The organism is Streptomyces sp. NPDC056835 (assembly GCF_042789485.1).
In the GTDB taxonomy this organism is placed as follows: domain Bacteria; phylum Actinomycetota; class Actinomycetes; order Streptomycetales; family Streptomycetaceae; genus Streptomyces.
The window spans coordinates 40,213-58,162 of record NZ_JBHUBB010000045.1; the positions used below are offsets into that span (position 1 = coordinate 40,213).

The window sequence follows — 17,950 nt, forward strand, 5'->3', positions numbered from 1 at the left end:
ATGGCCTCCAAGCAAGCGCCCCCGCCGACCTACCTGGATCGGCTGCGGTCGGACCTGGACCTGATCGAAGCAGGCTTCGTGCAGATCCTGGCGGACTCGCAGATCCGGAATACCGACCCCAACCGCGGACGCGGCTACGTGATGCACATTGGTGCTCCGAAGTGGGGCTGGGTGCCCAGCAGCCCAGAACTCGAGGCGCGTCGCATGGAGCTGCTGGGCCGCGTAAGGGAATGGGAGCCCTTGTTCCGGCTCCTGTTCCCGCATCCGACGCCAGAGGTCACCAAGCGTCTTGAGCAGAGCCTCGGCCTGTTGATGCGCTGGCTTGAGCGCCCTCGTGATACGACGGTGCCTTCCACCACCGACAAGGCCACCGACTACGTGCGTCACGCCGTGACCACCCTCCGGCAATTGGGCGAGCTGCTGCCCCCTGACCCCTGGGCAGTACGTTTGGTGGTCGACACGAACGTCTTGCTGGACGACCCCGACGTAGCGATCTACACACCGCTGCTGGGGAAGCGGTACATGGTCCATCTGATGCCCGCTGTGCTGCGGGAACTGGACGACCACAAGCGCGCCGGACGTAACCCCGATATCCGGGACGCGGCGCAGAAAGCCGACCGTCGTCTGAAGGGGTTGCGGACCAACGGCGACATGCGGCGCGGCGTCCGTGTCGCGGGTGAGGTGCACGCCGTCTTCGAGCACATTGAACCCAAGGGCGACGGGCTGCCGAACTGGCTGGACCTGACCGTGCCTGATGACCGCCTGGTGGCCTCCACCCTCCTACTGCAGTCCCGGCATCCGGGATCTTCCGTCTACGTTGCGAGCGACGACATCAACCTCCAGACGAAGCTCGCCGCCGTCGGACTGCCATTTATCCAGGCACCATGACCGGACCCCGGGCGTTTCGTACGCTCAGGACATGACGATGACGCCGCAGGAGTTCGAGGATCAGAAGGAGACCTTGGAGCTGATCAACAGCGAACTTGCGGCGCGGCTGGCGCGACAGTCGGAGTCGGGGGCGAAGGTGGACACCAAGGCCATCTTCCTGGTGGGGTTCGCTGCCACAGCCGCCCAGTTCCTGGCCTCCCGGGGCTTCGAGCCGTTTACCGGCACTGCGGCCTTCGTGGCGTATGCGGTTGCCATTGGCTTCGGTATCTCGGTGTTCAACCTCGCCGCGTACGAGGACATCAAGCCGCGGGATGTCCTGGACACCTATGGGCGATCGGCGAAGGGCGCGGCGCTGGGGGCTCTTGCCGGAACGAGGGTGGGCATGTTCGAGAAGAACGACGCCCTGCACCAGCGGAAGACAAGACGTTGGACGGTCACTCTGGCCGCTGTCGCCGCAGGAATCTTCCTCTCGACTGTCAGTCTCGTACTGCACACTGACGGGCATGACAAACGCACAGAACCAGGGGAACCCGCCCCCACCTCCTCCACCGCCCCCGCCCAGCCTCACTGACTCCCTGAATAATCCGGCTCTTGTGGGCACGGAGAAGAGGAACGAAGGCGAGCCCGCGCGCAACAGAGCGGAGAACAGGGGACAGGCCATGGAACGGCGCTGACCCGCCCCACCACACCTCGCTCGCCGTGGCGAGACAGCAAGAGGCCCCGGGCATCTGCGGATGCCGTTGGTTAATCCGGTGCTTGCCTACTTCGCCCCGTCGATCGTTTGGCCGGCGGGCGAAGTGCTGCGAAATGGATGGTGCGGATCGACATCCGCACCGACCCCATAAGACAACGTCGGCCTTCGTCGGGTCGAGCGTACGCAACGAACGGGGGGACGCATGACGAGGCCGCCCCTGCCTAAGCGTCGCGGGGCGGCCTTCGGCGGTCCTCGGTCAGACTCCGGAGAGCCGGTTGGAGAGGTCGAGGGCGTCGGTCGCGAAGGAGAGGGCGGCGCACAGGCCGGTCACCTCGTACAGGGTTGGACGGACTAGGCGCGGCCAGTCGTCCGGGGCGGCGGGCCAGGAACCGAGGAGCACCTCGGCAGTGGTCAGCCCCAGGTACGTCGTGACGTCCCAGCCGCTGAGCGATGCGGGCTCCCAGCGCAGTCGAATGCGCCCGAGGGGGAGTCTGGAAGTCTCGGCGGCGAGCCAGGTGATGTCGAGGGGGCCGTCGGGGCGGGTGGAGATGCGCAGGAGAAGCGCGCTGTGCACGCCGTGCGGCATGGGGCGCGCCGCGACAGTGTGCAGTGCGAGGCGGGGTGCGGGGCGCGAGAGTGACGAGATGGGAAGCCTCCGTGATGGTAGGGAAGCGATCAGGCCCAGGTGAGGGCGTCGCGCGCCCCCACCGGGAGGTAGTCCTCCTGGCCGTCGTCGGCGATGTACGCCTTGCCGTCGCCGACGACGACCTCGACCCCTACGAAGTGAGCGAAGGGGAAGTCGGGGTTGACGGCGAGACGGACCGGCAGGTTGGGGTCGAGTTCCTGGAGCTGGCGGAGCAGGTGGCCGACGGTCAGGTACTGGGGCAAGGGAGTCTCCGTGAACGGTGGACATTGAGGGGGCTGGTCGGCTCGACGAGGGGGAGTCGTCGCGCCGTCGGTGGATGTATGAGCGGAGCCTGATCGGCAGTCAGCACGAGGAGTTGGTGACCAGGGCGGCGAGGAATCCGGCAACGGCCTCGGTGGGGGTGTGGAGACCGAACTCTTGGACCCATGCGTCGCCATCGGCGGGCTGCACCCGGACGTGCCAGACGATGTTGCGCTGCCAGGCCGACGGGTCCTCGGGGAGCCAGCCGACGTAGACACAGCCGTCGGGGCTGGTCGCGTGGACGTTGGCCTCGGGGGTGTCGCCGATCGCCCACCCGAGTGCGTCCAGGAGATCGAGCACCGGCCCCGCATCGTGGTCGGCGGAGAGCCAGTGGAGAGTATCCGCCGTGGGGCGGACAACGGCCGGAAGGAGGGTGGAAGAGGTGCTCACGGTTAGATGGATCCCTTCGTTGACCTGCGGTTTTCCCGACACCCGTACGTTGGCATGCAGCATGCCGAAGTGCGTAGTCGTTTCCCGGCAAGGACGTCTGCCGCGGGCGAACGCGGGGTCGTCGGCAGGTGACGGGAGACCGGGGAATGGACAGGCCACCGCGGTTGTCCTACATGGGTTGCGGTGACGGGCCGCAGGCGAGAGAAGGGGGACAACGATGGCCGAGGCGAGCAGACACTGGGACGGCGCCGGGCTGGAGCGCAAGATCCGGGCGGCCGGGCGGCCGTGGACCGTGGGCGACATCGCGATGGTCGCCGACGGCCAGTGGGGAGTCGGCGCACAGCCCGACCGGTGGCCGGACGAGGAGACGGTGGAGCGCCGGGTCGCGGAAGGCCGGCGCGTGGAGCTGACGATGGAGGAGCTGGCCCGCGCGGTGGGCCCCCGGGCCGAAGAGGGCCACCGCGACGAGAATCGGAGCTAAGCGTTCAACGCCGGGGCCCCGTTGTGGGCGCCGACGGCCCGACGACAGCCGCCGGAGAGGACGGCTCGGGCACGGCCCCCGGGGCGTGCTGCGTCTGCCCGGAGCGGGCGACAGCGGCCTGAGCCAGCCGAACCGCCGGTGGTTCAACCTCGGGTGCGGCGACCTCCCGAGCCTCCACCACGCGCCGGATCGCCTGGAGGTACGCACGGCTCTCCGCGTGGGCGACGCGGAGGCTGACCGCCGTTTCGGTGATCCGGTCGAGTTCGTAGAAGTCAGGCACGTACCCATGCCGGGACAGGGTGTGAAGACGGTCCTGGTGAGCGGTTACCGCGCTGTCCGTGATGGCCAGGGCCGCGCGGGTGTGCATGGCGCAGCGCAGGAGCGGGTCCTCGCTGGAGCGGCGGACCCCTAGGACCTCAAGAGCTTCGATGGGCTGGCCCCAGGCGTTCTCGATCATGGCCGTGGCCTGGTCGAGCATGGTGGTGGGCATGGTGGAACTCCTGTTGGGCGGGGACGGTCGCGGGTGGAGTGCGGCCTGGGGTGGAAGTCAGCGTCCGCGCCGGGGCGTCGGCGAGCTGGCCGGCAGCCGGGCAGAGGTCGCGGGCGGGGGGTGTCCCGTCCGTTTCTGCGCCGCCCCCGTGGAGCGGCTCTGCGCGGCCATCACCCGGAGGTCGGCTGCTGTGCGTGGTGCCCGCGCGGCACGGTGTACGGCCTGGGTGACCGCGGTGCGGCGTACGTCCAGCGGAGTCGGAGCGCGCGAAACCTGAGCCTCGGCGATCGGCGTGGCCGAAGCGACAGGGGTCATCGTGACAAGGTGCTGCATCCGCCGGTCGACTTGGTGGCGTTCACGGACCACCGGGGTCGACTTCGCCATCACAGCGGCGGTTGCGGCGATCAAATGCGATGGGGTGCGGGCCGTGAAAGTCGCTTCGGCACGAGTGCCCCAGCCCGGCGGGCCAGCCCACAGCTCGACGGTCGTGCGGTCGGAGCCGTAGCCGCGCCGATCGATAAGGATGCCCGCTTGGTCGTCAGGAGCGATGATCTCGACGGTGCCGAGTTCAGCAGCTCCGTCAAGGTTCCAGCCGGCATCGGTCAGCGGCCGGACGGTGTCCCTCCAGGGGACGGTTGGCCCTGTCAAGAAGCGGCCGGGGGTGTCGGAGGCGATGGCTTCGTCGTAGTCCTGGACCAGTGCGGCGGTGAGGCCGGCGACCATCTCGGCCGGGGTGACGTGGTTGAACGTCGCCGTCCAGCGAGGCGCCGAGAAGGCGTCCTCGGCTGCGCTGATCTTCCACAGTTCGAAGTCGTCGCCGAACCAGCCGATCCGAATCCGTTGGTCGGGAGAGGTCACGAGGAGCTGGCAGGGGCCCTCATCGAGGTACTGATGGGGCCAGTGGGCGACGGGCGCGAAGCCAGCCTCGCCGGTCCCGTTGGAACCAGCCAGATACATGGGGCTGACCAGTACCTCTTGGTACCGGGTCGGGTCATCAGGGGCGTACATGGTCGAGTCTCCGGAAGCGAAGGAGGAGAACGGACCCGCGTATGCAGCGGCGGGAGCCGCCGGAGCGCACGCGGATGCCGTAGTGGTGGCGAGTGGCCTCTAGTTCTCACCCCCGTCACCGGCCCCGGCCCGGTGCCGACTGAGCGGTCACGGCCGCCGGCACCCGCGGTTCCGGCTGAGGCGCGTGGCTGAACATGACGTTCGACGCGGCGGCGCTCCGTCGTAGGGCCGCCGCGGTCCGGGCGCTGTCGGCTCCCGCCCCCAGCGGAATACCAACGTGGGTGCGCGTTGCTGCCACTGGCGCTGTTCCACTGCGCAGCGCGAAGGGTTGGCTCCAGTGCTCGACACTCGCGTAGACGGCCCCCAACGCCTGGCCAGCATCGGTGAGCACGTACGGGTCTCCGTGCCGGGAGCCCGTCCGCGTGACCAGGCCATCGGCCTGAAGCCGGACAAGTCGCTGCCGTGCGAGGCCGTTGTCGAGACCGGCCGCCTCGGCGATGTGAACGAACCGCATCTGGCCGTCAGCCGAGTCGAGGGCCTGAATCACGGCAGTCGAATGCCGTAGATGCAAGCGGCGCAGCGCGTCTTCGACACGCTCGGCTTCGGCCATCGGTTCCTGTGTCAGGTGGGTGCGGGACCAGTCCGAGACCGTGCGGAGGACGGGGGCCAGAGATGTGCCCAGCGCGCTGAGTCGGTACGGCGCGCCCCGCCGGTCGTCATCGCGGATCACCAGTCCGTCAGCGTGCATCGTGGCCAGCCGTTTGCCGACGAACTGCTCACTGACGAAGGGGAGCTGCGCAGCAACGTCGCGGACGCGCACGGGGCCGTTCACCTGGGCCAGGGTCATCGCGGTCCAGGTGGTCCACTTGGGCCCGATCCGGGCGAGAGCCTCCTCGACGCGCTGGGCGTCGATGGAAGCGATGGAGAAGTTGGGAGGCAGGCCGGGGGTAGGCACGGTGGGGTCCTTATCGGGATGAGGTCAGCGTGAGCGGGGGGTCGCGAGGGAGGTCCTGGCGACGGGCGCGGCGGCCGAGTCGGAGAGCGCGCCTGACGTGGTCCGCGTGGTGGTGCGGCCGAGGGCGGCGGACGCCCGTGAGGTCGTCGCGCGACCATCACGCAGGGCGGCTTCACTCTGCGCAGTGAGCGAGAGGAGCTGGCCGGGCCGGTACACGTTCTCGGTGGTGTCCTGATGCAGTAGCCCGTCGGCGACCAGCCGCTGCACGGTCTGCGGGAAGAACGCCGGGTCCTGCCGCTGGGCTTTCTCCCGCGAGATGTACGGGTCCTCGCCGATCGCGTTGCGACGAAAGCGAACACCTCCGGCCGCAACCGCTTCGAGGGCTACCAGCCCGCACTCCCCGGCGACGGCCCAGTCGTCGTCCCGGTGGGGCCTCGTCTTCTGGCCCTGCCCGTGGTTCTTGTTAATCGACCGCTGAGCAGGCTCGGGCGAGGAAAGAAGCCGGCGGTAGGCGGACAGGGACTCGACGAGCTGGCTGTATGCCCGGTCCTGCTGGGCCAGGCCGTCTCCGAGTTCGGGGAGTGCTGTCCGCAGCAGCGCGTACGACACCTGCGCGCGGCCGACTTCACCGCGACCAGTGCCTTCGAGCAGCCGCTGAGCCCGCTGGACCGCGTCGAGCACGCTCTCGTGTCGCTCGTCCAAAGCCGCTGCGGCTTCGATGACGCGTGTAGCGGCCTGGTGCAGCGGCTCCTCCGGACCATGTGCGAGGGCGTGCACGCTGGCATCCCCGACACCGAGCACTTCGACGACGAGATAAGGCCCAGGGTGTGTGTCTGCGTTGTACGGGTTCACTCCGTCGTCTCCATCCGGCCGAGCAGGGAGCGGACCAGAGCGGGCAGGCTCCCGGGATCGTTACCGAGCCGAGGGCGGTCGCTCACTTCGCGGAGGAGATCAGCGTCATCGAGCAGACCACTGGAGATCTCCATGCAGGCGTCGGTGATCCGGGCCGCGGCGAGCAGCGACTGGGAGAGAACCTCGACGTAGTCGTCCGGCGCGAGGTCGGCGGCCTCGGCTGCGCTGCGGACCGCCTCCAACTCAAGCGCGCTGAAGGCGAAGTTGAACTCGTCGTCCCGCTCCGTACCACTGGACGCGGCGACGATCGGGGCGCAAGGCTCCGTAGGGATGCCCACACGGGTACAGATCTCGTCGACCGAGGAGGTCAGCTCGGCGAACGACTCGGTGAGCCACCCCAGCGCGGAGGCGTAGGAGGCCAGAGCGAACAGGCCCGCCGAACCAGCGGGGCGTGGCTCGGTGGCCACGAAGCCCTCGAACCGGTCGTTCAGCTCGGTGATCACGCGGGGCCCAGCGGCCAGCGGACCCAAGACGGGATGCAGGTAGGAGCGGGCGGCAGCCGTCGGGTACTCGGCGGCAGGGATGCCGCCGACGTTCTGAGCGGCCGCGGTGAGGAGATCCGCCAGCTCTGAACGGGTCAGCGCAGTACGGTCGTTGATCATCGCTGGGCGGCCTTTCGAGGAGCAGTGGCCGAGGGCGGCGCTGGTGACGGGGCAGTCGCGCGGCCCGTTGTCGGCCGTTCGGTGGTGAGCGTCGAGCGAGACCGGGCGGCCTGCACGCGGGCCTCCGTGGCAGAGTCCGGGCCGACCCCTTGCTGGGGCTCGGTCCGCAGGTGGGCCGCGCGGTAGACCGCGTAGTCCTTCCGGCTGCCAGCCGCCACGAGGTAGATCTCGCGCTTGTGGGTCGAGGTCGGTGGCGCTTGGCGGAACTGGATGACCAGCCGGTAAGAGACCTCCGGGTCGACGTACACCTTGTGGAAGCCGGCGAGACGGCCCTTCAACGGCAAGCAGTCGTCGCTTCCGTGGACCAGGTTCTGCAGCTCCAGCAAGGCCAAATCGCGCATCTCAGACAGGAGTTCCCGCAGGTCGGCGATGGCGTCAGGGTGCGCGGCGAAGGCGAAGCGGGCGCGGCTCACAGCAGCCTCCCCTGGACCGCGCGCTGGACCGGTACCGCCGCTGAAGCGTGGGGCGCGTCGAGCCCGGTCTGCGGTGTCGGAGAGGTTCCGGCGGACCGGGAAAGGGCGATGCGGGCCCGGATGACAGCACCGGTGTGGTCGCTGTACTCCGGAGGCTCGGGCAGCGGTTCGCTGCGCTCGTCCAGCCAGGTCTGGGCGACGCCGACGTCGGGGAAGGCGCCCTCGCGCATCGTGTACGTGCCGGCATCGTGGTTCCACTCCTCGTAGAAGAGGCGAACCGGTGCCTGGGTGGCCTGGGAGTCGTTGACGAGTGTCCACGCCTCGCTGGGGTTGTCGTCAGAGGTGTAGGTGTCGAGGACCTCGTAGCGGGTGCCCGACTTCTGGATCTGCTGTTCCACCTGGAGGGTGAGGTCGTCGGCGGGCGCGATGTAGTCGCCACCGCGCAGCGCGATCCGTTCGAGCGGGCAGCCGCGTTCTGCCAGCCAGTTCTGTGCGAAGGACGCCGTGGCGTGGTGACTCGTCTCGAACGTGAACGTGGACTGCCGCAGATCCCGAGCGACCGCGATCGCAACGAGCTGTGGCTCGCCGGGTATCCCCCAGGTGACCGATCGGTCGTGGGCGAGGACGAAGCTGTGCGAACCGTTGGGCGTGGTGTGGTGCTGGGACAGCACCGTCAAGTCGCCAGCCCAGAGAGCCTCCATCGCTTCCTCGGAGTCGTCGTCGACCGGCGAGAGATCGTCGAGGCCGAAGTCGAGAATGTCGTTCACGCCGCCACCCCCGCCTGCTCGGGCGCCGGGGTGGCCAGCACCCGGTGATTGGGGCGAGTTGCGCTGGTCGTGCAGGCCGCGAACGGTCCGTCGGGCGCACGCAGGTGCGCCAGGGTTTGGTCCAGGTGGTCGCGGTGCCAGGTCGAGGGGCCGGACAGGCCGGCCTCCGTGTCGGTGAACTGCTGCCAGGCGAGCCAGAGTGCGTGGAGCCGGGCGACGGCCTCGGGGTGTTCGTGCCAGTGCGCGCACCAGGGACGGCTCGTGCTGATCTCCCGGCCGTACACCGGCAGGAAGAGGTAGTTCACCCAGTCGCTGAGGGCAGCGAGTTCGACGGCATATTCCTTGCCGCCCAGGGCGAGGATGAACACCGAGGCGGGGCCGTCGGGCTTCTTGCCGTCAGCCGCCTCGGCTTCTGGAGTGCCGTCCGGCGGCTGGATGGCGCCGGATTCGGGCTCGGAGCCGAGGCGGTCGAGGATGACGCCGTGCTGCCTGACCTCGGCCATGGTCTTGGCGAGGGTGCTGGCGAGGTCGTCGAGATCTGCGTCGGGGACGCGGTACGGCTCGGGGCCGGGGGAGGTCGGGCTGGTGTCGGCCATGGGGGTGTGCTCCATCTGTGAGACGGCGACATGCCCGAGAGGATCCGGAGAATCAGCGGTTTGGTCCGGCCGGAAGAACGCGGTAGTGGAGCGCTATCGGTCGGCGCAGCGGGGACAGCGGGGGAAGGGTGGTGTCAGCAACTGCAAGGCGCGCGCAGCCTGTTGTGGGACGACGCCGTTGCCGAGCGCGGTGAGCTGCGCTGGACGGCCGAGCCCCGGAGTCGCGGTGACCCAGCCGGCGTCGAGGCCCTGCATCCACTCCACGAAGTCCGCGCGGAGCCGACCGGCCGCGTCCGTGGGGGCGGGGGCCGGTCGGGTGAGGCTCTCCCATCGGGTGATGGCGGATCCGTACGCTCCCCATCGCCGGTCCGCGCCCCCGCCTCCGGCGTCTCCTCCGCCCAGAGAGGCAGGACCACCACCGACAAGGGAGGCCGCCATCCCTTCCCGGGGCGGCGGCCCGGGGTGCCCGTGTCGCTGGCCCTCGGGGTCGGCAACAGAGACGCAGCGGCACTGGGCAGGGTCATGTCGCCATTGCCGTGCCGCTGGTTCGGCGAGCCCTTGATCCCGTCCGACGCCTTCGGGGTCGGCAGCAGCAGCCACTCGACCTCGTCGGCCAGGTTCGGACCGTGCCCCCCGCTCTTCCGCTTCGATGGATGCTGGCTGCCGCCGTTCTTCCCGATGTTGCTGGTCGGCGTCTTCAGCAGGGTGCCCGGCGGGCCATGCGGCGAGGAAGGTCCGCTCGCGGCGGTGCGGGGCCCCGACGTCGGAGGCGCGAAGCACGAGCCACTTCGCGTCGTACCCGAGGTCGGCCAGGGATCCGAGTACGGCACCGAGTGCCCGCAGAGCAGGCTGACCTGCGGTGTCTCCCAGACACCACGGGCAGGGTTCCACGTCGCCAGGGGAACCGGCGGGGGAGGTGAGGAGGCCGCGCACATTCTCGATCACAACCAGGCAGGGTCGGAGGGCTGAGACCGCACGGGCGACGTGCAGCCAGAGCCCGGAGCGGGTCTGGGCGTTGAGTCCGGCCCGGCGGCCGGCGACCGAGACGTCTTTGACAGGGGAAGCCAGCCGTCAGGACGCACACCCGGGAGACGGTGCACCAGTCAACGGCGGTGATATCGCCCAAGTTCGGGACGCCGGGCCAGTGGCGGGCCAGGATGCGTGAGGCGTTCGGGTCGACCTCGGCGTGCCAGGCCAGCGTGCCGCCGAGCGCGGACTGCACGCCCAGGTCGAGGCCGCCGTACCCCGAGCAGAGAGACCCGATCAACGGGGCGGCGAGGCTCGGGGCCATGGCGCGTAGGTCCGGCGCGGGTGCGGAGATGGAGTAGATCAAGGCGAGTTCCAGGGGCAGAAGAGGCTGGTGGGGAGGGGATTTCACGAGTGGCCGCGCGAGGGTGGTCGGGCTGCTGACAGCGTGGGGAGACGGCTGGCCGGGGCTGAAGGTGACGCGCCTGGGCGGGGTGTGCTGCGGGCGCGGGCGGCCTTCACTCGGTCGGGCGGCGGCTCGGCCGTCGGCGGCGCGGATGCCGTGGCCTTCGGAGCCGGACTGCTGGTCGCGGTGGCCCAGCGGGCACGAACCTCGTCGAGCGGACCGAGCGCGTGCAGGGCGTGGTTGATCAGCCGGCCGGGCCCCAGAACCTCGTCCTGGGCCAGGGTCCGGATGGCTCGCGCGGAGGCGGCGGCGGTGCGGGTGACGGAGGAACGCATCACCCGCTGTCCGAACCAGTCAGCGCTGCCGGGGACCATGCCTTCGCAGACGGCGGTCAGCTGCTCGCTCGACACTGTGCCGTCGGCCAGCAGGCCGCGTCGCTGGGCCTCCCAGAGCAGGGTGATCCGATCGATGGGTTCGCCCCGGTGGTGCAGCGCGCCCAGGCACCGGTAGAGCTGCCCGTGGGTCGGGTCGGCGAAGTCTCCCGGCCGCAGCCAGGCCACCACCTCGCCCATGGCCCCCGGCTGTTCGGCGAGGACGGCCAGGAGGAACCGCTCGTCCTCGGCGACCTGGCCGCTCTGTGCCGGAGGCGGGATGTCCGTGGCGGCAGAGGGCCCAGCGGTGGGTGGGACCGGTCGAGGATCGGTTCCCCAGCGTCGCGCAAGGTCGGTGAGTACGCCGCTCAGGACGTCTGCCGTGCGCAACGCTCCCTCGATCTCGCCCTGGACGGCGTCGGCCCGAGCCGCCTGGTGGAGACGGATCGCGTGCTGGGCGACGGTGCGGTGAATCGCCCCCTCCAGCACCATGCGGCCGTACACCGGGGCGTGCTCGGTTCGGGGACACGCCTGGATCAGGGTGTGGGCGTACGCCGCGGTCAGCCCGCGCACGTGCTGTCCGGCCTCCTCGACCGCGTCGGTCACCCACGACAGCGGCAACGGACCATCGGCCGAGAGCGCGGGGTGCCCGTCGTTGCGCAGCTTGCGGAGGGCGTCGAACAGCGCCTGGTGGACGGGCCGATAGAAGTGGTCCGCAGCGAGCCACTCCAGGTGCGTGAGCTGCTCGGGGTTGAGGAGTGCGGCGCCGAGGACCGCCTGCTCGGCACTCATCAGCGGGTTCACCGCCGGCCTCCGGGATCAACGGAGGACGCCTCGTCCTGCCGGATGAGGAGGTTGGCGACTGCCTGGTCGGCAGCGGCCATCGATAGGGCGAAGTCGTCCAGGGCGGCGGTGAAGGCGGGATCGGAGGCGGGGACCGAGCCGGCCCCGCTGTCAAGCCACCACCGGCCACCGCGTAGGACGACCGGGGCGTGGGCCAACCGCCCCTGCTGTGGTGTGGGCGCGCTCATGCCGACAGTCCAAGATCGTCCTGGCCGATGCTCTTCGCGAGGGCGCGCTCGGTGATGGCCTTCGTGGCGCGAGCGGAAGCCGGGCCGACCACCTTGGCGGAGGGCTCCTTGTACCAGGGCTTGAGGTTGAGCATGGCGACCCGGATGCCGGTGGCCAGCAGCAGCACCTTGCCCTTGGGCAGGGCGCGGATGGCGTCCGGCGGAAGGATCCGCTCCGTGCGCATGCTCACCGAGGTGGACTTGCCGCCCTCGCTGGTCGACACCGAGGTGGTCTGGACGTCGTGGTCGCCGACCTGTCGGCTGAGCCGGTCGGCGAAGTCGGCGTCGTCGATGCCAGATCCGATGATCTTGATGGTGGCGGCGGAGTACAGGGCGTCCATACCGGCCTCGCCCCAGCACCGCTGGCCCTGACGGTATGACTGCAGGATCGTCATCGGGATGACGCCTCGGCTTCCCAAGTGGCTGTAGAGATCAGGGAGGTCCGAGATGCGGCAGACATTCGCCGCCTCGTCGAGGACGCACAGGGCGGGCGGGTCGAGTCGCCCGCCGGAGCGCTCGGCGACGATCACGGCCGCGCGCATGACGGCGTCGGCCGCCGCCGTGATGATGGCGGACGCACTGCCGCCGCCGTCCTTGCTCAGCAGGTACAGGGTGTCGCGGGACGTGGCGAAGGCGAACGGCTGGAACTCGGGAAGGTCGTCGTTCGGGGTGACCCAGGCGGCGACGTCCGCGTCGAGTAGGCAGCTCGCGTACTGCCTCGCGGTCTCATAGATGCCGTCACGCGTTTCGGTGGCGCCGGAGACGGTGCCCTGGAGTTGGGCGGCGACCGCGTGGTGGCCGGCGTCGGTGAGCAGGTCCACCGGGGTGCGGTCGGCCGGCATGGCGAGCCAGGCCAGGACGTCGGTGATCGGCCGCCGGTGGGACGCGGCGGCGAGGAAGAGGGCGCCGAGGGTGTTGCTCGCGGCGGTTGACCAGAAGTCGGAGCCGCTGGACTCGTCCACGCTCGCCGTCACGAAGTGCCCCGCCAGCCTCTTCGCCCCGGCGAGATCGCGGGCGTCAGCGAGGATGTCCCACCACATCTCGCGCGGGTGGTGGGCGATCTGCTGCGGATCGAGGGTCCAGATCGTGCCGACCTCGGCGCGGGCGTCCACCGTGGCGGTGAAGGCGTCGTTCGCGGCTTTGTTACTGGTGAGTAGGGCCGGACCCGGTGCCGAGAGGATCGCGGGGATCGCCAGCCCGGACGTCTTGCCGGAACGCGGAGCCATGATCGCGACGATCACGTCCTCCCAGGACGCGCGGACCTCCGCACGACCGGGATCGAGGGTGCCAAGCAGGATGCCGCGGTCAGCGGGCAGGACCTCTTTTACTCTCCCGGCCGCCCAGGCTCGGGCGGAGGCTCTTCGCCTTGGCGACGATCTCCTTGTCCAGCAGCGGCGCCAGGTCCGCCTTGCGGGCGAGGCCGGACTTGGACCCGGCACGCCAGCGCATCCACATCACCGCAGCGGTGACCATCAGGGCAACGGTGAACAAGCCGGGGACGACGCGGGCACCGACCATCAGCATGCTGGTGCTCAAGGTCGGCCACAGCACCTCCGGGTGCAGCAGCGCGTCCGTGACGCGGAAGGGGGCCCATGTCCCGCTCCCGACGAAGTTATTGGTGAGATTTCCGGTCAGCCAGGCCAGGGAGCCGAAGGCCATGGCGGCGCCGAGGATGCCGAACAGGAGGTAGAGGAGCGCGTCCGACCCGGTGGTGGTCGAGGGCGCGCTGGTGCGCGGGGAAGGCACGGCGGTTCCTTGGGTGTGCGAGCGGGCGGGGGCGGGGTGCGCTCGGCTCTCATGCAGCTCATGGGGGTACTCCTGGACGTCTGAGGCGGAACACTTCAGCGGGGTCGGCCGGCAGAACGAGGCGCGGGCGGAGGTGCTGCGGTGGCCGGCGGACTGCCGGTCGACGGCGATGTTCCGGCGCGCGGCGAGGAGGCGCGGGCCGCCCGCTGCCGGTCTGAATCGACGTTCCGGGCAGCGGACGGCACAGGAGCAGCCTCGGCACCGAGGACATCGTCGAGCAACTCCCGGCTGCGCAAGACGTTGACCATCTGGTGGTGCCGGGGGTCCGTGCGCTCTGCGGGACAGGCAGCGAGACCGTCCTCGGCGACTTCCAACTGCTCACGGACGTCCTGGAGCATCCCGTACGCGGCTGCCAGTCGTGTCCACGTCTCGAAAGTCGGATTGTGATGCGGGTCGTCGAAGTCGAGACGGGCGCGAGTCCAGTCGGCGGCAGAGGCGACGAGTTCGGTCAGCTCGGGCAGAGCCCCGACCAGTGCGCCGTTGACCTCCTCGATGATGCCCGCCACCTCATCGGGCGAGGCGTCCTCGTGGAGGCGAGAGATCATTCCGCGGACCGAGTACGGATCGGCGGAAGCGCTGGGCAGGCGCCTGACCTGCAGCGGCTTGTCGGAGCCCGATGCCGCGCTTCGGTGGGTGAGCCGGATGTTGTGCTGCATGGCCGCACCGACGGCCTCGCCGATGCTGGAGTAGTACTCGGGCACGTCTGCCTCTTCGGGTGAGTGGTCTTTGACGGGTGAGTCGAGCGGGGACGCGGGACGTACTGGTGGCCGACGGCGAAGAGAGCCGCCGGGGTCACCGTCGGGGCGTTGCGGCGCGCGGCGGGTGACCCGTCGTAGTGAGCGGCGCCGTCTGGGAACTGGACGCCGAGGAGACCTTGGCCTGGTTCGCCGCAGGAGAAGTGGCCAGAGCGGCACCACGGTGATCACGGACGGTCCGTGCTGCCGAGTAACTCGTCGAAGCAGCGCCGACGCGGCGTAGCTCGGCCTCGGAATCGACGAGTTCGGACTGGGCCGAGCTGACGAACTCCGAGGCGAAGCCGAACCGGTCAGCGAGCGCATACGCGTCGTCGTCCAGGTCGTTGACCTGTTCTCCCGCTGCTTCCAGCGCCTCCCGGACACGCTCCAGGGCACCGTGCTCGGGGTGAAGGAGGTGGTCAACTGCCCGCTGAAGGCTGGCTCCGTCTTCGGCCGCACGGATCTGGTCCGTGATGCAGAGAAGTTCGGCTCCGGCGACGTAGGGCCCCAGCACATGCACCGGAGGGCTCATCCGGGCCGTGTCCAGAGACGGCGGAAGGGTGACGTCATAGCGAGCGGCTCGAAGCATCTCGGCCGCATGGCTGGCGATGGCGACCTGGTCGGCGCGCGGAGTGGTGGTGGGAAGGCGATGGCGTCGGCCGTGCCAGTCGTCGATCTGCTTGAAACCGGCGTGACGGAGGAGCTGCGCGGAGAGGTCATCAGTAGCGCCCTTGGCAACGACGCTGCCGCTGAACTCGGACGTGATGGTGATCGAGGTAGGCACGGAAGTCTCCGGGGCAGAGGGAGCGAAGGACCCGTTGGAGGTGGGCCAGTGGGCAGAGCGTCCGGCAAATCCGGGTTTTGGTCAGGCCGAGAATCGCTGGTAGAGGCCGCACGGTGGCGGTCAGCCGGGTGCCCCGCCGCAGCAGGGCACCCGGTCGGTCAGAAGAAGGGATTCTCTGTCGGCCGGTCGGCCCCGGTGGCGGCTCGGAGCAGTTCGGTGAGGTCCTCGGGCTCGGACGACCTCTGGTCTTCCACCACCCGGCACGTGTCACCATACGAGCGCTCTCCTCGATCTCCGCCCACTCCGCTTCGCTGGTCGTGCCTTCGGTGACCAGTGCGGTGTAGGCGTTGGTCAGGATCTGGTGACGACAGCGCACGCCCCAGGGAACGGCCCGCTCGGTCCCCTCCAGGGGAGGCATCCGGTACTGCTCGGACCAGGCTTCGGACGCCGCCTGCTCCTCGGCGCGCTTCGCCTTGAGCCAGGCGGCCTTGTCCTGCTCGTCACCCTCGTTCGAGGCGCGCCAGCAGTCCGTGCACTCCTGCCTGGCGAGCCACTCGGCGAAGCCGGCGCGGCGGTCGGCCGGGCGGTCGGACAAGTCGCGGTCAGCATGGTGACCGCAGGTGTGGTCGATAGGCCAGATCGTCTTCACTCCTGAGCATTCCCGGCTAAGCGGCGTCTGGTTTAAGGTCCGCCTTACCGCTGCTGGGCGTGGTCAGCCGATCAATGCCTTGATTTCTTTGTCCACGGCTTCAGCAGCAGGGGTCAGGTCACCATCCAGCGAGTCCAGAATCAGTCCAAGGGCAGCCTGCGGGTAATACTCCCGCCCGTGCAGCGGCCGATGGCCTGCCCTCTTGAGGCGCGCCAGCATCCCCTTCTCCGCCTCTCGGGCAGTCCCCTCGGGAAGACCGGTGAAGAGCCGGTGTCGCGTGTTGTAGCCGTTGCAGGCGTGCCGCGACAGTCGGGTCTCTCCATCCCCATTGCTGATGCCGAACTTGACCCCGGGTTTGCCGGTCACCCGGTCTGTGCCTGTGACGACATAGAAGACGTCTTTTGGTTTGGCGGCCCGCGCTTGAGATGCCCTGGCCTTCCGCTCGGCAGTAGCGGCGGCGCGCGCTTCCCGTGCCTGGGCCGCAGCCGCCCGGTCATCCTTCAGCTTCTGCAAGGCAGCTTCGGTCTCGGCCCGCTCGGTAGCCTCACGCTCAAACCGAAGGGAGGGTTCACGCGCCTCTGTGTAGTTCCGCTCAGTCGCACGCACACGCATAACCTGCATGTAGACGCGAAAGCGGTCATAGTCGATGCCTGGCTCGAACCGCACGATCGCCTCGGCGATGTGAGCCACGTTCAGCGTGTACTCGCCATCCTGGTGTTGGTCATCTTTCCAACTCGCCTCGACGACGCCCCGGAGCCTCGACGTCTCGATACCTCGCAGGCCGGCCAGGTGGTAGTTGACCTGAATGAGGTATCTGCCGACGGGGTCGTCCCAGAACGGATCGTAGATATTGGGGCCGGGAATTCGATGGTCAGCGTTATTCGGAACGGCGGCGTGGACGCCGTTCAAGCGGTGCTGTGAAGCGGCGTACCTTTCTACCCCTGCGTCACGCGCTGCCGCCCGTAGAGCCGTTACGGCCTGTGTAAGGGCGATTCCTGCAGAGGTGACAGCCTCCATACAGGCGATCACCTCGGCCGATTCGCCGACTTCGTTCGTGCGCCCCTCAACCTCAGCTGGGTCTGGCTGCGGCACCGCTGTTGGAACAAGCGGCGCCACACCCGCAAGTGCGGCTAACAGGTGATCGGCGTCCGTCCACGGGACCGTTATGTGCACGAACCCGGAGTGAGGGTCTGTGGAGAAGGTTGGCCGATTGCCGTGGTTGGTGTGCTCACCGTGACAGGTCAGGTCGATGCCAACCCGCTCGGCGAGGAGCCGGATCCCTCGGACTGCTTCGGCGGCCCAGGAGTTCCGGACATCGATGGGCGCGCGACCGTACCGGTCCAGGTCTCCCTGGTATGGCGGAGCAGAAATCTCAATGACTACACCACCATCGCCCCTGGCGAGAAACGCCTCCGCATCCGGAGCACCTCCCTCCCTGAGAACCGTCTCAAGGCCCCGCCCCAGCCTCTGCTTCTCATCCTCCGTGTACCTGGACCACTCGCGCGCGTACACGCTGACTCCCCCTCGATGACGGGCCACTCGGACGGGACGAGACCCTAGTCCCCAGCTCTGACATGACTGCCGAATAGGGGCGTTGAGACATCGCCAAGCGGGACGGGACCGTCCGTGCTGGCGACGTACGGACACCGACGGTCAGTATGGAGACCTGGTAAGGACGGTGCAGCACTGGGCATTCCGCATCTTGGAACATCCCGCTGCACCAAGAACTCCGGGAATTCTGTACTCGTTCATGACATCTGCCAATCCGTATCGATCCAGTCGTCTACGATATTCAGAATGGCCCCCAACGCGGATATGCGAAAATACTCGCGTCCTCGGATGGGCATTTCTCCAACGCCACGCATTGCGGCTAGTGTCTTGTGATTCTGTTTGTGGAACCTGAGGCGTCCGTGGTCGTTGAGTCGGGTATGGATCTTTCCTCTGAACAGATGGCTGAGCTGC

The 17,950-nt window shown here is 69.0% G+C and carries 21 protein-coding genes and 3 pseudogenes; 3 read left to right on the forward strand and 21 right to left on the reverse strand.

What is annotated here, in order from left to right; translation table 11 throughout:
• Both ACFRMN_RS34855 and ACFRMN_RS34860 read left to right on the forward strand, forming a co-directional pair.
• Complete coding sequence (locus ACFRMN_RS34855; RefSeq protein WP_383027568.1) at positions 1-888, forward strand: PIN domain-containing protein; 888 nt, start codon at positions 1-3, stop codon at positions 886-888.
• Between the two features lie 31 nt (positions 889-919).
• Positions 920-1,459: a hypothetical protein gene (locus tag ACFRMN_RS34860; RefSeq protein WP_382664827.1), complete on the forward strand. Its 540-nt coding sequence runs from the start codon at positions 920-922 to the stop codon at positions 1,457-1,459.
• Between the two features lie 379 nt (positions 1,460-1,838).
• Here the strand turns inward: ACFRMN_RS34860 and ACFRMN_RS34865 are convergent, their stop codons facing one another.
• The 3 genes from ACFRMN_RS34865 to ACFRMN_RS34875 form a co-directional block, all read right to left on the reverse strand.
• Positions 1,839-2,156, reverse strand: a complete 318-nt coding sequence (locus ACFRMN_RS34865; RefSeq protein ID WP_382664826.1) for an esterase — start codon at positions 2,154-2,156, stop codon at positions 1,839-1,841.
• A gap of 101 nt (positions 2,157-2,257) precedes the next feature.
• On the reverse strand, positions 2,258-2,470 hold the full coding sequence (locus ACFRMN_RS34870) for a hypothetical protein (RefSeq protein ID WP_382664824.1): 213 nt from the start codon (positions 2,468-2,470) through the stop codon (positions 2,258-2,260).
• 100 nt (positions 2,471-2,570) lie between these two features.
• Positions 2,571-2,918, reverse strand: coding sequence for a DUF317 domain-containing protein (locus ACFRMN_RS34875; RefSeq protein WP_383027571.1), 348 nt, complete (start codon positions 2,916-2,918; stop codon positions 2,571-2,573).
• A gap of 217 nt (positions 2,919-3,135) precedes the next feature.
• On the opposite strand from ACFRMN_RS34875, the gene ACFRMN_RS34880 reads away from it, so the two are divergent.
• Positions 3,136-3,399 (forward strand): hypothetical protein, encoded by a 264-nt coding sequence (locus tag ACFRMN_RS34880; RefSeq protein WP_383027574.1) that lies wholly within the window; start codon positions 3,136-3,138, stop codon positions 3,397-3,399.
• A 4-nt stretch (positions 3,400-3,403) separates the two neighbouring features.
• On the opposite strand, the gene ACFRMN_RS34885 is transcribed toward ACFRMN_RS34880, so the two are convergent.
• The 18 genes and pseudogenes from ACFRMN_RS34885 to ACFRMN_RS34970 all read right to left on the reverse strand — a co-directional run.
• Entirely contained in the window at positions 3,404-3,889 is a 486-nt protein-coding gene (locus ACFRMN_RS34885) for a hypothetical protein (protein WP_383027576.1), read from the reverse strand.
• A 57-nt stretch (positions 3,890-3,946) separates the two neighbouring features.
• A complete protein-coding gene (locus tag ACFRMN_RS34890; protein ID WP_383027579.1) occupies positions 3,947-4,897 on the reverse strand; it encodes a DUF317 domain-containing protein in 951 nt (316 codons plus the stop codon).
• A gap of 115 nt (positions 4,898-5,012) precedes the next feature.
• On the reverse strand, positions 5,013-5,852 hold the full coding sequence (locus ACFRMN_RS34895; protein WP_382664815.1) for a winged helix-turn-helix transcriptional regulator: 840 nt from the start codon (positions 5,850-5,852) through the stop codon (positions 5,013-5,015).
• 24 nt (positions 5,853-5,876) lie between these two features.
• The gene (locus tag ACFRMN_RS34900; RefSeq protein WP_383027582.1) at positions 5,877-6,704 is read right to left on the reverse strand and encodes a large ATP-binding protein; all 828 of its coding nucleotides are present in this window, start codon (positions 6,702-6,704) and stop codon (positions 5,877-5,879) included.
• Positions 6,701-7,366 (reverse strand): hypothetical protein, encoded by a 666-nt coding sequence (locus ACFRMN_RS34905; protein ID WP_383027585.1) that lies wholly within the window; start codon positions 7,364-7,366, stop codon positions 6,701-6,703. The genes ACFRMN_RS34900 and ACFRMN_RS34905 overlap by 4 nt, the downstream gene beginning before the upstream one ends.
• The gene (locus ACFRMN_RS34910) at positions 7,363-7,839 is read right to left on the reverse strand and encodes a hypothetical protein (protein WP_383027588.1); all 477 of its coding nucleotides are present in this window, start codon (positions 7,837-7,839) and stop codon (positions 7,363-7,365) included. Before ACFRMN_RS34910 ends, ACFRMN_RS34905 begins: the two co-directional genes overlap by 4 nt.
• Positions 7,836-8,606, reverse strand: a complete 771-nt coding sequence (locus tag ACFRMN_RS34915) for a glycosyl hydrolase (protein WP_383027590.1) — start codon at positions 8,604-8,606, stop codon at positions 7,836-7,838. Before ACFRMN_RS34915 ends, ACFRMN_RS34910 begins: the two co-directional genes overlap by 4 nt.
• On the reverse strand, positions 8,603-9,202 hold the full coding sequence (locus ACFRMN_RS34920; RefSeq protein WP_382664806.1) for a DUF4913 domain-containing protein: 600 nt from the start codon (positions 9,200-9,202) through the stop codon (positions 8,603-8,605). The genes ACFRMN_RS34915 and ACFRMN_RS34920 overlap by 4 nt, the downstream gene beginning before the upstream one ends.
• Positions 9,203-9,295: 93 nt before the next feature.
• Positions 9,296-10,270: a DNA cytosine methyltransferase gene (locus ACFRMN_RS34925; protein WP_383027612.1), complete on the reverse strand. Its 975-nt coding sequence runs from the start codon at positions 10,268-10,270 to the stop codon at positions 9,296-9,298.
• A 43-nt stretch (positions 10,271-10,313) separates the two neighbouring features.
• A pseudogene (locus tag ACFRMN_RS34930) lies at positions 10,314-10,493 on the reverse strand (DNA methyltransferase); the annotation flags it as partial.
• Between the two features lie 83 nt (positions 10,494-10,576).
• Positions 10,577-11,749 (reverse strand): DnaB-like helicase N-terminal domain-containing protein, encoded by a 1,173-nt coding sequence (locus ACFRMN_RS34935; protein WP_383027593.1) that lies wholly within the window; start codon positions 11,747-11,749, stop codon positions 10,577-10,579.
• A complete protein-coding gene (locus ACFRMN_RS34940) occupies positions 11,746-11,976 on the reverse strand; it encodes a hypothetical protein (RefSeq protein WP_383027595.1) in 231 nt (76 codons plus the stop codon). The genes ACFRMN_RS34935 and ACFRMN_RS34940 overlap by 4 nt, the downstream gene beginning before the upstream one ends.
• Positions 11,973-13,761 (reverse strand): annotated as a pseudogene (locus ACFRMN_RS34945) (type IV secretory system conjugative DNA transfer family protein). Before ACFRMN_RS34945 ends, ACFRMN_RS34940 begins: the two are co-directional and overlap by 4 nt.
• Before the next feature lie 95 nt (positions 13,762-13,856).
• Complete coding sequence (locus ACFRMN_RS34950) at positions 13,857-14,522, reverse strand: hypothetical protein (RefSeq protein WP_383027597.1); 666 nt, start codon at positions 14,520-14,522, stop codon at positions 13,857-13,859.
• A 91-nt stretch (positions 14,523-14,613) separates the two neighbouring features.
• Positions 14,614-15,339 (reverse strand): hypothetical protein, encoded by a 726-nt coding sequence (locus tag ACFRMN_RS34955; protein WP_383027598.1) that lies wholly within the window; start codon positions 15,337-15,339, stop codon positions 14,614-14,616.
• A gap of 158 nt (positions 15,340-15,497) precedes the next feature.
• Positions 15,498-15,934 (reverse strand): annotated as a pseudogene (locus ACFRMN_RS34960) (hypothetical protein).
• A gap of 117 nt (positions 15,935-16,051) precedes the next feature.
• Entirely contained in the window at positions 16,052-17,500 is a 1,449-nt protein-coding gene (locus ACFRMN_RS34965) for a hypothetical protein (protein WP_383027601.1), read from the reverse strand.
• 236 nt (positions 17,501-17,736) lie between these two features.
• Positions 17,737-17,950: hypothetical protein (locus ACFRMN_RS34970; RefSeq protein WP_383027604.1), on the reverse strand; the 214-nt coding region annotated here is incomplete at its 5' end.

Coding starts and splice junctions, on each gene's coding strand:
- ACFRMN_RS34905 (WP_383027585.1), bottom strand. CDS start 7,366: ATGATCAACGACCGTACTGCGCTGACCCGTTCAGAGCTGGCGGATCTC.
- ACFRMN_RS34920 (WP_382664806.1), bottom strand. CDS start 9,202: ATGGCCGACACCAGCCCGACCTCCCCCGGCCCCGAGCCGTACCGCGTC.
- ACFRMN_RS34860 (WP_382664827.1), top strand. CDS start 920: ATGACGATGACGCCGCAGGAGTTCGAGGATCAGAAGGAGACCTTGGAG.
- ACFRMN_RS34880 (WP_383027574.1), top strand. CDS start 3,136: ATGGCCGAGGCGAGCAGACACTGGGACGGCGCCGGGCTGGAGCGCAAG.
- ACFRMN_RS34940 (WP_383027595.1), bottom strand. CDS start 11,976: ATGAGCGCGCCCACACCACAGCAGGGGCGGTTGGCCCACGCCCCGGTC.
- ACFRMN_RS34890 (WP_383027579.1), bottom strand. CDS start 4,897: ATGTACGCCCCTGATGACCCGACCCGGTACCAAGAGGTACTGGTCAGC.
- ACFRMN_RS34855 (WP_383027568.1), top strand. CDS start 1: ATGGCCTCCAAGCAAGCGCCCCCGCCGACCTACCTGGATCGGCTGCGG.
- ACFRMN_RS34885 (WP_383027576.1), bottom strand. CDS start 3,889: ATGCCCACCACCATGCTCGACCAGGCCACGGCCATGATCGAGAACGCC.